At 42.0% G+C, this 13,554-nt stretch carries 9 protein-coding genes; 7 read left to right on the forward strand and 2 right to left on the reverse strand.

Features of this window, described 5'->3' with window-relative positions; translation table 11 throughout:
• The first annotated feature begins 355 nt into the window (after positions 1-355).
• Complete coding sequence (hpaR, locus tag AAC147_RS07130) at positions 356-805, forward strand: homoprotocatechuate degradation operon regulator HpaR (protein ID WP_047679839.1); 450 nt, start codon at positions 356-358, stop codon at positions 803-805.
• 329 nt (positions 806-1,134) lie between these two features.
• On the opposite strand, the gene AAC147_RS07135 is transcribed toward hpaR, so the two are convergent.
• Entirely contained in the window at positions 1,135-2,310 is a 1,176-nt protein-coding gene (locus tag AAC147_RS07135) for an MFS transporter (protein WP_047679841.1), read from the reverse strand.
• Between the two features lie 234 nt (positions 2,311-2,544).
• Positions 2,545-3,378, reverse strand: coding sequence for a MurR/RpiR family transcriptional regulator (locus AAC147_RS07140; RefSeq protein WP_047679843.1), 834 nt, complete (start codon positions 3,376-3,378; stop codon positions 2,545-2,547).
• Positions 3,379-3,649: 271 nt separating this feature from the next.
• On the opposite strand from AAC147_RS07140, the gene AAC147_RS07145 reads away from it, so the two are divergent.
• The 6 genes from AAC147_RS07145 to AAC147_RS07170 all read left to right on the forward strand — a co-directional run bounded on the left by AAC147_RS07145 (position 3,650) and on the right by AAC147_RS07170 (position 13,526).
• Positions 3,650-5,161 carry a CoA-acylating methylmalonate-semialdehyde dehydrogenase gene (locus AAC147_RS07145; protein WP_047679845.1) on the forward strand — a complete coding sequence of 504 codons (1,512 nt, stop codon included), beginning with the start codon at positions 3,650-3,652 and terminating at the stop codon, positions 5,159-5,161.
• 4 nt (positions 5,162-5,165) lie between these two features.
• Positions 5,166-7,130 (forward strand): 3D-(3,5/4)-trihydroxycyclohexane-1,2-dione acylhydrolase (decyclizing), encoded by a 1,965-nt coding sequence (iolD, locus tag AAC147_RS07150; protein WP_047679847.1) that lies wholly within the window; start codon positions 5,166-5,168, stop codon positions 7,128-7,130.
• 403 nt (positions 7,131-7,533) lie between these two features.
• On the forward strand, positions 7,534-8,520 hold the full coding sequence (iolG, locus tag AAC147_RS07155; RefSeq protein ID WP_047679849.1) for an inositol 2-dehydrogenase: 987 nt from the start codon (positions 7,534-7,536) through the stop codon (positions 8,518-8,520).
• A gap of 102 nt (positions 8,521-8,622) precedes the next feature.
• Entirely contained in the window at positions 8,623-10,311 is a 1,689-nt protein-coding gene (locus tag AAC147_RS07160; RefSeq protein ID WP_047679851.1) for a solute:sodium symporter family transporter, read from the forward strand.
• A 66-nt stretch (positions 10,312-10,377) separates the two neighbouring features.
• Positions 10,378-11,511: a Gfo/Idh/MocA family protein gene (locus AAC147_RS07165; RefSeq protein ID WP_047679853.1), complete on the forward strand. Its 1,134-nt coding sequence runs from the start codon at positions 10,378-10,380 to the stop codon at positions 11,509-11,511.
• Positions 11,512-11,567: 56 nt separating this feature from the next.
• Positions 11,568-13,526, forward strand: a complete 1,959-nt coding sequence (locus tag AAC147_RS07170; protein WP_047679855.1) for a bifunctional 5-dehydro-2-deoxygluconokinase/5-dehydro-2-deoxyphosphogluconate aldolase — start codon at positions 11,568-11,570, stop codon at positions 13,524-13,526.
• Positions 13,527-13,554: the final 28 nt, after the last annotated feature.

The following is a 13,554-nucleotide window of genomic DNA, read 5'->3' on the forward strand; positions in this document are numbered from 1 at the left end:
CAAGAACAATTATTAATATATTAATAAACCAAGTGCTGATAACGTTCAATATGTTAAGTCAATTGTTAATTTTAATTGTGATCTGTGTAACAACATTCTGCCGCTGATTATTTTTAACACATAAAGATCAAACCGTTATATTATCTATCAAGGTCATTTGGTATTTCATTTAACTTTTTGTTAACTTTCTATGGAAAAATAATTTTATTTATTTGTTAATATTGAATTCTTTTCCCTTTGTGGATAGTTATGAGCATGTTAGTCTTTTTGCTGTTAATGTTGTCTATAATCGGTAGCGTGCGCGTTCAACTTATAGAGAATTACCCGTAGTTAACTTCAAGAGTCACCTTTAATTATGCATGAATCCTTGACAATAGCATTGCTTCAAGCTCGGGAAACCGCGATGAGTTTTTTCCGTCCGATATTGAAGAGTTATAATTTAACTGAGCAGCAATGGCGTATTATTCGCGTACTTGCAAGTAGTCGTTCGATTGATTTTCATGATTTGGCCAATCTTACCTGTATCTTACGTCCTAGCCTGACGGGTATTCTGACTCGCATGGAACGTGATGGTCTGATCTTTCGTTTAAAGCCTATGAATGATCAACGAAAATTATATGTTTCTTTGACTCCGGCGGGCCAAGAGCTGTATGAAGAAGCAAAAGGAAAAGTTGATGAAGGTTATGAGGCAATTGAAGCGGCTTTCTCTCCAGAAAAATTAGCTCAACTTTTAGGGTTATTGGATGAGCTTATTTCTATCGGAAATCGTTCTCAGGACGATATAGATGAAAATGAAGAACAGTAAAGATAGATGTGTATTAATATATTAATTAATTGATATTTTAATGATAAGAGAAAGAGCACCGGAATAAACTGGCCGTGATTTTCTGCACAGTTTATTGCGGTGGTTTCTTTGTTTTTTAGGAAATTGAACCTATTGTCAGAACTTATTGATTTTATTTATGGTTCATAAAATATATTTATGCTAAAGCTTTTCTATACTATTATGGAATAACTCATATTCAATATTGGAGTTAAATATGCTAGAGCAAAAATAGTACACGAGAGATATTTCAAGTTTTTTATTGATGATATTTATTTTAGTTTAAACATTTTTTATCACATATTGTGAAATTATTTTCTCAATATTTTTGTATACGTTTTCTTGTGGGCGAAGAAACCTGAAATGACGGCCAGTAACAATGCCATAGAAGCCAGTAAGCCACCAGTCAGATTGAGAGTAGAATAACTATAGTTTGCTGCGATAATGATCCCACCTAACCATGCTCCTACGGCATTACCCAAATTGAAAAATCCAATATTGACAGAAGAAACGAGATTAGGTGCACCGGCTTCCTGGGCTTTATCCATCACCAGACGCTGAATGGGTGATACTGTGGCAAAACCAAATGCAGCCATAAGGAATATACTCAAACAGGCAATAAATGGATTGTCACCGGAGAGCCAGAACATAAACAAAACTAAAGCTTGTAACCCTAGAGTCCAATATAGCAATGGCATCATGGCTTTATCTGCCAGTTTTCCACCAACAATATTACCAAAAAAGAATCCCAGTCCTAATACTACAAGGATCCATGTGATTGCACTTTCAGGTAATCCTGCAACATTGGTCATTAATGGTGCAATATAAGTAATAGAAGTAAAAAAAGCAGCAGGTCCCAAAACAGTAATTCCCATAGCCAGCAGAACGTGAATATTGGTAAAAGCTAACAACTCCTTTTTGATACTGGCAGGGGCTTGTTGATTGAATTTAGGCAGTAATTTTAAGATACCAAGTAATGCGATAATGCCGATAATAGTAATGATGGCAAACGTGACCCGCCAGGAAATGGCTTTTCCTATCCATGTACCAAGAGGTATCCCAACCAAATTAGCGAGCGTCATGCCACTGAACATAAATGCGATAGCGATTGTCTTTTTATCTTTTGGCACCAGTTCTGCCGCAATAATCGCTCCTATTCCCATAAAAGCACCGTGAGTCAGTGAAGCAACGATACGACCAATAATAGCCAGGTAAAATGTTGGGGATAAAGTCGTCAGTGTGTTTCCTATAATGAATAATACCATTAACATAGCGAGCATCTTTTTTCTCTCTATATGCCCACCCAGAATAATTAAAACAGGCGCCCCAATAAATACACCGAGTGCATAACTGGTGACCATATATCCTGCTGTGGGTATTGATATACTAAAGTCAATGGCAATTTCCGGAAGCAAACCAGCGATAATAAATTCAGTCGTGGCGATCCCAAATGTTGCTAAAGCTAGAACCCAAATAGCTGCTGGCATGGAGTGCTCCTGATCAGAGAATGAATAATAGGGTTATTATTAAAATCAGTTATTATTATCACAGAGTGTATTTATTTCTGAATGCGAAGAATGCTAACCTATATCAATATATTCATATAGCATTCAATTTGGAAGTAGCTGAAAACTAGTTAAATGAATACAAAATAATAATAGTACCCTATACCTTTCGTCTTTCAAGTTGCCACCAATAAGCGGCAACTTGAAAGAAATCACTTATCCTGCATTTTCTTTTCTGTAAGCTAAAGCAACAGCTAATGATTGGATCAGACATAGCGTGGCTGATTGAGAACGGAATGCATCAACTTTTGCCTCCTTCACCACAAAGCAAATGTCACTGAAACTTGCCAGTGGGCTGATCTGGCTGTCAGTAATCACAATCTGCTTTGCTCCAGCCTGTGCAGCTCTTTCACTGACCATTACCGTTTCTTCGGCATATGGTGTAAAACTGATGGATACCACAACATCATCAGCGCCAATCATGTTCATCTGTTCGCGAAACATTCCACCCAAACCATCCACCAACAAGGGACGGCACTCCAAATGACTCAGAGCATAAGTAAAGTATGACGCGACGCTAAAAGATCGGCGTAGCCCGATAATGTAAATATTGTGAGCATTCGCCAATAAATCTACTGCTTTATTTAAATCCTCCACAGGAGTGCGGGCGGCAAGTTGCTGAATGGCTTGTGCATTAGAGTGGGCAAATTCCTGTAAAATATGTTGTGGATCTTCCGGTTTCTGCTTATTGCCATCCAACGCCTTGAACAGGCGGGCCCTATCTGTATAACTGGCTGTTTCTTCTACCAGATTTATACGAAATAATTGTTTCATTTCATTGAACCCGCTGAAATCAAAAGCATTGGCAAAGCGAATAAGCGTAGAAGGTGGAACTTTGGCCTCTTTTGCGATAACTGCAACAGTATCAAAAGCTACGCTATTGGTATTATCTAAAACGTACCTTGCAACTTGCTGTAACCGTTTACTTAACTCATCATAACGTGAGCGAACTTGTTCTTGCAGTTCATGCAGATTCGACGCAGCAGACATAATGTCTCCCTAATAAATTGTAATGAAATAGATAATTCATTCATCGTTAGGCAAGTCTGTTAAATGCAGGCGAAGATGTTCGCAAGTTGCCATTGTCTAATGAATGTAATTGCACAAAAATAGCGTGTTGATCACATTAATAAAAGGGTATTCCAATTCTGATTGAAAATGAAATATATATTTCATATATCTGTAGCATCGTGATTCAATTCATAATGATTCAGCTCATCTTAAATGGTTAACCTTATAATTGTATTGAGAGAGGCTCAGAATGGAACAGATTAAAAATTTTATTGGCGGGCAACTCATTGGTAGTCAAAGTGATCGTATTTCATTTGTGTTTAACCCGGCGACAGGACAGTCAATTCGTCAAGTTGCCATGAGCACAGTTCAAGAGACTCAATCAGCTATTGGATCTGCTCACCAGGCCTTTAAGGAGTGGTCTAAAACCCCTCCATTGAAAAGAGCCAGGATCATGTTCAAATTTAAATCATTACTTGAAGAAAATCAGGAGCGGCTGGCTTGTCTGATTTCCGAAGAACATGGAAAAATCTATTCTGATGCAGTGGGGGAATTGACTCGTGGCCTTGAGGTTGTCGAATTTGCCTGTGGTATTCCCCACTTACAGAAAGGAGAACATTCTGCCAATGTGGGTACAGGCGTTGATAGTCATTCCCTGATGCAACCACTGGGCGTTTGTGCAGGAATTACTCCATTCAATTTTCCGGCAATGGTTTCGATGTGGATGTTCCCGATTGCATTAGCGACGGGAAATACCTTCGTTCTGAAACCTTCTGAAAAAGATCCTTCTCTCTCAATCGAACTGGCTAAATTATTGCAGCAGGCGGGTTTGCCGGATGGGGTATTTAATGTTGTACAAGGAGATAAGGAAGCCGTTGATGTATTGCTGACTGATCCTCATATTGAGGCGGTGAGTTTTGTTGGTTCTACACCGATTGCAGAATATGTTTATACCACGGCATCCGCACATGGCAAGCGTTGTCAGGCATTAGGGGGCGCGAAAAACCATTGCATCCTTATGCCGGATGCCGATATGGATATGGCTGCGAACGCCATTATCGGGGCAGCCTTTGGCGCAGCAGGAGAGCGTTGTATGGCATTGTCTGTTGTTCTGGCGATTGGGGATGAAATTGCAGATGAGCTGGTAGCAAGACTTCAGAATCAAATTGACAAAATGGCTATCGGTGCAGGGGTCACCGAAGGCAGGGAAAATGACATGGGACCAGTCATCTCTGAGCAACACAAGGCTAAAATTTGTCATTACATTGACAGTGGCGTAGCTCAGGGAGCGAAATTGCTGGTGGACGGGCGTGGATATCAGGTTCCTGATTATGAAAACGGCTATTTCGTCGGGCCTACCTTATTTGATTATGTCACGCCAGAGATGAAAATCTATCAGGAAGAGATATTCGGGCCAGTGTTGTCCATTGTTCGCATACAGGATTATGCAGCAGCTCTGAGATTGATTAATCAGCATGAATACGGTAATGGTGCTGCTATCTTTACCCGTGATGGGGAAACTGCCCGTCAGTTCAGTGAAGATGTACAGGCTGGCATGGTTGGCATCAATATACCTATTCCTGTGCCAATGGCATTTCATAGTTTCGGAGGCTGGAAACGCTCCATTTTCGGCCCACTGAATGTGCATGGTAATGATGGTGTGCGTTTCTATACCCGGATGAAAACAGTAACCAGTCGCTGGCCAGCCAGTGTGCGTCTGGAACACCATGACAGTAGCTTTATCATGCCAACGATGGAGTAATATCATGAATGCATCAATAACGCATGCGCAATCAACGAATACACAAAAGATGACAATGGCTCAGGCTCTGGTCAAATTTCTCAATCAGCAATATATCAATGTTGACGGTGAAGAATTTCCCTTTATTTGTGGCGTCTTCACCATATTTGGTCATGGTAATGTCGTGGGATTAGGGCAGGCGTTAGAGCAAGAACCGGGGCATCTCAGCGTTTATCAGGGGTGTAATGAACAGGGTATGGCACATATTGCTACCGGTTTTGCCAAGCAGAAAAAACGCCGACAGATTTTTGCTGTAACCTCTTCTGTTGGGCCGGGGGCGGCCAATATGGTTACAGCCGCCGCTACAGCAACTGCGAACCGTATCCCGTTACTATTATTACCGGGAGATACTTTTGCATGTCGTCAGCCTGATCCGGTTTTACAGCAGGTTGAACAGTATGGTGACGGCACCATCAGCACTAACGATTGTTTTCGCCCTGTTTCGCGCTATTGGGATCGCATTTCCAGACCTGAACAATTGATGAGTGCAATGATCCACGCTATGCGAGTATTAACTGATCCGGCAGATACAGGTGCAGTGACCATCTGCTTACCGCAGGATGTGCAGGGGGAAGTATGGAATTACCCTGATTACTTCTTCCAGAAACGAGTACATCGTCTTGAACGCCGACCTGCTACTTTGCCCCGTATTCAGGATGCCGTAGAGCTTATCCAGCGTAAGAAAAGACCGTTGCTGATTTGCGGGGGCGGAGTCCGTTATTCTGATGCTCATGCGGCTTTCCGTCAGTTCGTTGAAACTTTCAATATTCCATTTGCTGAAACACAGGCAGGTAAAAGTGCTATTGTCGCAACACATCCCTTGAATTGTGGTGGGATCGGTACAACGGGTTGTCTGGCAGCAAATTTGCTGGCTAAAGACGCTGATCTAATTATAGGTGTTGGTACACGTTTTACTGACTTTACTACTGCATCAAAGTCTTTGTTCCAAAATCCGCAAGTTGAATTTCTTACAATAAATGTAGCAGAATTTGATGCCAGCAAGCTGGATGCCGTCGCAGTTATTGCTGATGCCAGAGAAGGGCTGAATGCGATCATTCAGGCATTGGTAAAAACGGCATGGCGTTCTGACTGGCAGCAGGAAATTATGCAGGCAAAAGCAACCTGGCAACAAGAACTGTCACGGTTGTTTTCCATACAGTATCAGGTCGGGGACAAACCGGAAATTGCGGGTCAGTTGGATGATAAATTAAATGAATACAGTGAAACATTGCAGACTAATCTGACTCAGACACGGGTACTAGGCCTGATGGATCATCATCTGGAACCTAATGCCATTATTGTTGGAGCAGCGGGTTCCTTGCCGGGAGATTTACAGCGATTGTGGCAGCCTAAAGAGCCTGATACTTATCACCTTGAATACGGTTATTCCTGTATGGGGTATGAAATAGCAGCAGCACTAGGGGCAAAACTTGCCTGTCCGAACCAACCTGTTTATGCAATGGTTGGGGATGGATCTTATATGATGTTACACAGTGAATTACAAACAGCGATTCAGGAAAACATCAAGATTACCGTGTTATTGTTCGATAATGCCGGTTTTGGTTGTATTAATAACTTGCAGATGAGTCAGGGTATGGGGAGTTTTGCGACAGAAAATCGCTATCGTAATCAACAAAGTGGTCAGTTAGATGGCGTACTTGTACAGGTAGATTTTGCCAAGAACGCAGAAAGTTATGGCTGCAAAAGTTACCGGGTACATAACGAACAGCAACTGATTGCTGCTTTGCAGGATGCCAGAACACAACCCCGCGCAACTTTAATCGATATTAAAGTGCTGCCAAAAACCATGACCCATGATTATGAAGCATGGTGGAGAACAGGAACAGCACAGGTTGCAGACAACCTTGCCGTTACAACGGCGGCTGAAAACATCAGGCAATATGTGGAGAAATATACTCGTCAATATTAATTTTCTTGCGATGTAGTCCCTGCAATATGGTTTGATACTGCCTGTCTGGTGGTAAAACGAACCATTCTATGTTGGATATGGAAATTTTATTTCATATCCAACCACGTCATTGTCATAGTTGGTTGATCACGGTTTATTGAACACATTGTATTCTTTTAGCCATGCCTTAGTGGAATGATTTTTTTATATTATTCTATGATTTTAAAGTGAATTTATATTAGTCATCCAATGAAATAACACTTTTTTCGTGACAGATATAACACTAATTGCAGCTTTTTCATCACAAAATGCTAACCACTTCTAAAAAATAAAATTTTCAAATAAACCAAAATTGAAATAAATATTTTAATTGATATATTTTTATCCACCCAAAAAGCAGATACAGAGGTATCAAGGAGCATTTATGTTCAATATTGCATTATTTGGCGCAGGTAGGATTGGGCAGGTTCACGCGGCTAATATTGCCAATCATAGAGAAACTCGCCTTTATTCCGTGATTGACCCTTATCAGACAAATGCTGAGATACTGGCACAGAAATATCAGTCTAAAATACAATCGACTGAAGAAGCGATGGCTGATCCCAATGTGCACGGTGTTCTTATTGCATCAGCAACAGATACACATGCTGATTTGATCGAACTGGCGGCTCGGCACAATAAAATGATTTTCTGCGAAAAGCCGGTTCACCTTGACCTTGAGCGGGTTCGACAGTGCCTTGCTATAGTCAAGCAGTTTCAGGCTCCTCTGTTTGTTGGTTTCAACCGTCGATATGATCCCCAGTTTCGTCGGATGAAAAATTTATTCCATTCCGGCAAAATTGGTAAAGTAGAATCTCTGCTTATCACATCCCGTGATCCTTCTCCTCCGCTTGCTGAATATATCCGGGTTTCTGGTGGTATGTTCAGGGACATGACCATTCATGATTTTGACATGGCTCGTTTTATTATCGGTGAAGAACCCTGTGCTATTTATGCACAAGGCAGTAATTTGGTCGACCCGGCCATTGGTCTGGCTGGTGATATTGATACTGCGTTTATTGTTATGAAGTTTCCTTCAGGAGCGATGGTAACCATCTCCAACAGCCGTCGTTCAGGGTATGGTTATGACCAACGCCTTGAATTACATGGTGAAAAAGGCTTGCTGACGGCAGGTAACATTAAGGAAAACAGCGTGGAATTTTGGGGAGAAAATGGATGCCTTTCTGCCAAACCTGAACATTTTTTCCTGCAACGTTACCATGAGGCGTATATCGCGGAATGGAGCCATTTTGTTGATGTTATGGCAGGCAGGGCCACTCCAGAAACCACGGGGTTTGATGGTGCACAAGCATTGTACCTTGCTGATAAAGCACTTGAATCCTTACTGACTGGTAAGGAAATTAAATTATAAGCAACAGAATTTCATAAAAATAAGAAAGATTATTTTTTCAAGAAAACCGTTTTCTTGTCGGCCTATTGTTGCCTTTTGGCAGCAAATCAGGGGGAGGAATATATGTCCGCTTTTCTTTCTTTTGTTGGTTTTACCCTGCTGGTTGCTGGGATTGCTTATTATAAAACAAGGAACAAACATTTAATTGATTCCACTGAAGGGTATTTTCTAGGTGGACGCTCTATGACCGGCGTTTATATCGGCAGTTCCATGTTATTAATGAACCTATCCACCGAACATCTGATTGGTTTGAATGGATTGGCATTCAGAACAGGGTTTATTGTTATGGCATGGGAAGTTATAGCTGCGTTAACTATTGTGCTGTTTGCCATTTATTTTTTGCCAAAATATTTAAAATTGGGTATCTCAACAATTCCTGAATATCTGGAGCGGCGATTTGATAAAAACACATTGCTGATTACCTCAATTTTATTTCTGGCAATGTACGTCATTTCGTTACTGCCTATTGTTTTATATACCGGAGCTATTGCACTGGAAAGTTTATTTCAGGTTTCCCAGATATTTCAGATCGATAAAACCACTGCATTATGGATTATGGTCTGGGGTGTTGGCGGGCTTGGTGCTATTTACGCTATTTTTGGCGGAATTAAAGCCATTGCAGTTGCCGATACCCTTAATGGCATCGGATTAATTGTCGGTGGCGGGCTTGTTACTATTTTCGCTTTATTGTACGTAGGCGATGGCAGTGCATGGAAAGGCCTGGCCGACGTTTATCAGGCACATCCTGATAAATTTAACTCCATTGGCAGCGAAGATTCACTTGTCCCATTCTCAACTTTGTTCACAGGATTGATCATTTCTAACATGTTTTTCTGGTGTACTAACCAATCAATCGTACAAAAATCTCTGGGTGCAAAGAATCTGGCAGAAGGGCAAAAAGGGGTGATGTTATGTGCTGTGTTGAAGCTTATTATCCCGTCTATCATTATCTTACCCGGCGTTATCGCATTTCATATCTTCAATGGGCAAATAGATAACCCGGATAATGCCTACCCTGCATTAGTGCAATTAGTTTTGCCTAAAATACTGGTTGGCTTTTTTGCCGCGGTTGTTGTCGGAGCTGTATTCTCAACATTCAGTGGGGGGCTGAACTCTTCCGTTACTCTGTTTATTGTCAATATTTACAAACAACGAATTAATCCTAATGCCAGCGAAGCACAGACGGTCGCAGTGGGTAAATATCTGGGCATTGGGCTGGCATTGCTAACCATGATTATTGCGCCACTTGTTGCTAATGCACCGGATGGTTTGTTTTACTTGATCCAGCAATTACAGGGGATTTTCAACGCTCCGATTCTCAGTGTTGTGCTTGTCGGGTTAATGACAAAACGTGTTCCTCCGATTGCCGCAAAACTGGGTCTGTTATTTGGCATGTCGGCTTATATCGTCTGTAACTTTATCCTGCACATCAATATCCATTTCTTCCATTTGGTCGGTATCCTGTTTGTACTGAATGTTATTTTCATGCTGACGATTGGTTATTTCTTCCCTGCTGAAACTTATCAGGAAGTATATACAAAACAAGTGGATATTACGCCGTGGTCTATGGTGAAACCAATAGGATGGTTGATTACTTTGGCGGCAATATCAATGTATGTTTTTCTGGCACAGAACGTGCCGCTATATGTGCTGATACTCTACTATGTGTTTGCTGCCGGGATCTTGGGTTACGTCTTTTATCAAATCAATAAGGCATGGTTTAAACGCCCTATTCACAGGAAAAGTGCATAGAAAAAACCAGACCCAGACAAAAAAGACATAAAAAAACCTGAATGATGGAATCGGAGAATAAATAACATGAAAGAGATTCGGATTGGGTTAATTGGCGCGGGTTATATTGGACGTTCCCATGCTATCGCTTATGCACAAGCGCCTACAGTATTTCCACTAAAAGTGAAACTGATACGTGAAATGATTGCAGGAATAACCCCTGAACTTGCTCAGGCTCACGCAAAAGAACTTGGTTTTCTGCGTTCAACCGGAGATTGGCGGGAACTGGTTGCTGATCCAAACATTGATGTGGTTGATATATGTACACCTAATTTCTTGCATAAAGAAATGGTATTAGAAGCTATCAAACATGGCAAACATATCTATTGTGAAAAACCACTGGCTTTGAACTCCCAGGATGCCAAAGAAATGATGGCAGCAGCGACAGATGCGGGAGTGAAGACGCTGGTAGGTTTTAACTATATGAAAAACCCTACAGCACAGTTAGCAAAAGAAATTATCTCGAAGGGTGAAATCGGTGAGGTCGTGCACTTTTACGGCACACATAATGAAGATTATATGGCAGATCCTCTGAGTCCGATTCATTGGCACTGCTTTAAAGATAAAGCAGGTTTGGGAGCACTTGGTGATCTTGCCTCTCATATTATCAATATGGCGCAGTATCTGGTGGGGGACATAATGACTGTCTGCGGTGATATAGAAACAGTAGTAAAAGCACGCCCTGAAAAATCCGGTTCTCCAGTGTTAGTTCCCGTTGAAAACGAAGATCAAGCACATGCGTTGGTACGTTTCGATACAGGAGCAATGGGGGTGATTGAAACTTCCCGTATTGCTTGTGGCCGCAAAATGGGGCTGAGCTATATCGTGACAGGTACTAAAGGTACGCTGAGCTTTACTCAGGAACGAATGGCTGAATTGAAACTATATCGACATGATGAACCGGCAAATCGTCAGGGGTTCAAAACTATTCTGGTTGGGCCGGAACATCCGGATTACGCTCCTTTCTGTAATGGTGCCGGCCATGGCATTGGTTTCAATGACCAGAAGACGGTGGAAGTCAGGGATTTGATTGATGGTATCGCTCAGGATCAGGCTATTTGGCCTGATTTTACTGAAGGTTGGAAAGTCTCCCGTATTTTAGATGCGATTGTACGCTCTCATGACCAAAAACGTTGGGTTAACGTTTCTGAAATTAATTAAATCTCGCAGTTAGCAAAATTGGTTTTCAAAACGCGTACTTGTTAAGAGGCAGAGTGATGGAGCAACATAAAAAGTTTGATGTTATCTGTATGGGGCGTATTGCCGTTGATCTATATGGCCAGCAAATAGGCGCCCGTCTGGAAGACATGAGCAGTTTCTCTAAATACCTTGGTGGTTCTTCCGGGAATGTAGCCTACGGCACTGCGCTTCAGGGATTGAAATCATCCATGTTGGCCAGAGTTGGTGATGAACATATGGGGCGTTTCTTACGTGAAGAACTGGAGAGAGTGGGGTGTGATACCAGCCATTTGGTCGCAGATAAAGAGAGGCTCACGGCTTTAGTGTTACTCGGTATTAAAGATAATGAAACTTTCCCACTGATTTTCTACCGTGATAATTGTGCTGACATGGCTATTACCCGCGATGATTTCAGCGAAGACTATATTGCGTCCGCCCGTTGTCTGGCAATTACGGGAACACATCTTTCCCATCCGCAAACCCAGGATGCGGTGTTGACAGCATTACAATATGCCCGTCGCAATGGGGTAAAAACGGTACTTGATATCGATTACCGCCCCGTATTATGGGGGCTGACATCACTTGGAGACGGAGAAACCCGTTATATCGCTTCAGCGCAGGTCACAGTACAATTACAGAAAGTGCTTTCTCAATTTGATCTGATTGTAGGAACTGAAGAGGAATTTCATATTGCAGGCGGCTCTAAAAATACCATTGACGCCTTGCGTTGTGTCAGGGAGCTAAGTAAAGCAACACTAGTCTGCAAACGTGGGTCATTAGGCTGTTCCGTGTTTACCGAAAATATTCCTGATATCCTTGATGAAGGAATCACAGTGCAGGGAATTAAAGTAGACGTACTAAACGTCTTGGGGGCTGGTGATGCCTTTATGTCTGGCTTGCTACGGGGATACCTTAATAATGAAAGTTGGGCGCAGAGCTGTACATATGCGAATACCTGTGGTGCATTAGTGGTTTCCCGTCATGGTTGCGCGCCAGCGATGCCAGATAAAACTGAGTTGGATAATTACCTTGTACGTTCTGCGGAAGTTCATCGCCCTGATTTAGACATTCATCTAAACCATCTCCATCGTATTAGTGGCCGTCATAAACTTGGTGGTCGTCATAAACAGTGGCAAGAGTTGTGTGTTATGGCGTTTGATCACCGTATCCAGTTTGTTGAAATGGCCCGTAAGGTTAATGCCAATCTTGATCGCATTTCACAATTAAAAAAATTGTTATTCCGCGCCAGTCAGGAAGTGAGTGCAGAAGCCAGTCTGGAAGGTCATACCGGAATATTGTGTGACAGCACTTTCGGGCAGGATGTTCTTAATGCAGCGACTGGAAAAGGACTATGGATTGGGCGTCCGATTGAATTACCGGGTTCCCGTCCACTGCGCTTAGAGCATGGTGATATTGGTTCACAGCTTATCCGTTGGCCAAGGGAACATATCGTGAAATGCCTGGTATTTTTCCATCCTGAAGATGCTTATTCTTTGCGTTTGGAGCAGGAAAGAACAGTTCAGGAAATTTATGCAGCCTGTTGCCAATCTGGTCATGAATTATTATTGGAAGTGATCTTACCATCGGGTATGACGCATTCTGATGAGCTTTACTTGCGCGCACTCCAACGTTTTTACAATCTCGGCATTAAACCGGATTGGTGGAAATTACCCCCTATGCAGCCCACGACCTGGGATCAAATTGAAGAATTAATTACTCAGCGAGATCCTTATTGTCATGGAGTCGTGCTCCTTGGTTTGGATGTTTCCGAAGAGATATTAAAGGCAGGTTTTAACGCTGCGGCGGGTAAATCCATTGTCAAAGGTTTTGCTGTTGGGCGTACGCTGTTTGCTAAACCATCCCTAAAATGGCTGGCTGGTGAAGTTGATGATCAAACACTCATCCTGCAAGTAAAAACGAATTATAACAATCTGATTAGCTATTGGCGTCAACGTGGTAGTGAAGAAAAAAGCTGGCGCATAACTTGCTCTCACTAATTTACTCTCACCTTACAGGAGAACCATC

It is taken from the genome of Xenorhabdus sp. NBAII XenSa04 (assembly GCF_963866145.1).
In the GTDB taxonomy this organism is placed as follows: domain Bacteria; phylum Pseudomonadota; class Gammaproteobacteria; order Enterobacterales; family Enterobacteriaceae; genus Xenorhabdus; species Xenorhabdus indica.

Coding starts and splice junctions, on each gene's coding strand:
- hpaR (WP_047679839.1), top strand. CDS start 356: ATGCATGAATCCTTGACAATAGCATTGCTTCAAGCTCGGGAAACCGCG.
- AAC147_RS07135 (WP_047679841.1), bottom strand. CDS start 2,310: ATGCCAGCAGCTATTTGGGTTCTAGCTTTAGCAACATTTGGGATCGCC.
- AAC147_RS07140 (WP_047679843.1), bottom strand. CDS start 3,378: ATGTCTGCTGCGTCGAATCTGCATGAACTGCAAGAACAAGTTCGCTCA.
- AAC147_RS07145 (WP_047679845.1), top strand. CDS start 3,650: ATGGAACAGATTAAAAATTTTATTGGCGGGCAACTCATTGGTAGTCAA.
- iolD (WP_047679847.1), top strand. CDS start 5,166: ATGAATGCATCAATAACGCATGCGCAATCAACGAATACACAAAAGATG.
- iolG (WP_047679849.1), top strand. CDS start 7,534: ATGTTCAATATTGCATTATTTGGCGCAGGTAGGATTGGGCAGGTTCAC.
- AAC147_RS07160 (WP_047679851.1), top strand. CDS start 8,623: ATGTCCGCTTTTCTTTCTTTTGTTGGTTTTACCCTGCTGGTTGCTGGG.
- AAC147_RS07165 (WP_047679853.1), top strand. CDS start 10,378: ATGAAAGAGATTCGGATTGGGTTAATTGGCGCGGGTTATATTGGACGT.
- AAC147_RS07170 (WP_047679855.1), top strand. CDS start 11,568: ATGGAGCAACATAAAAAGTTTGATGTTATCTGTATGGGGCGTATTGCC.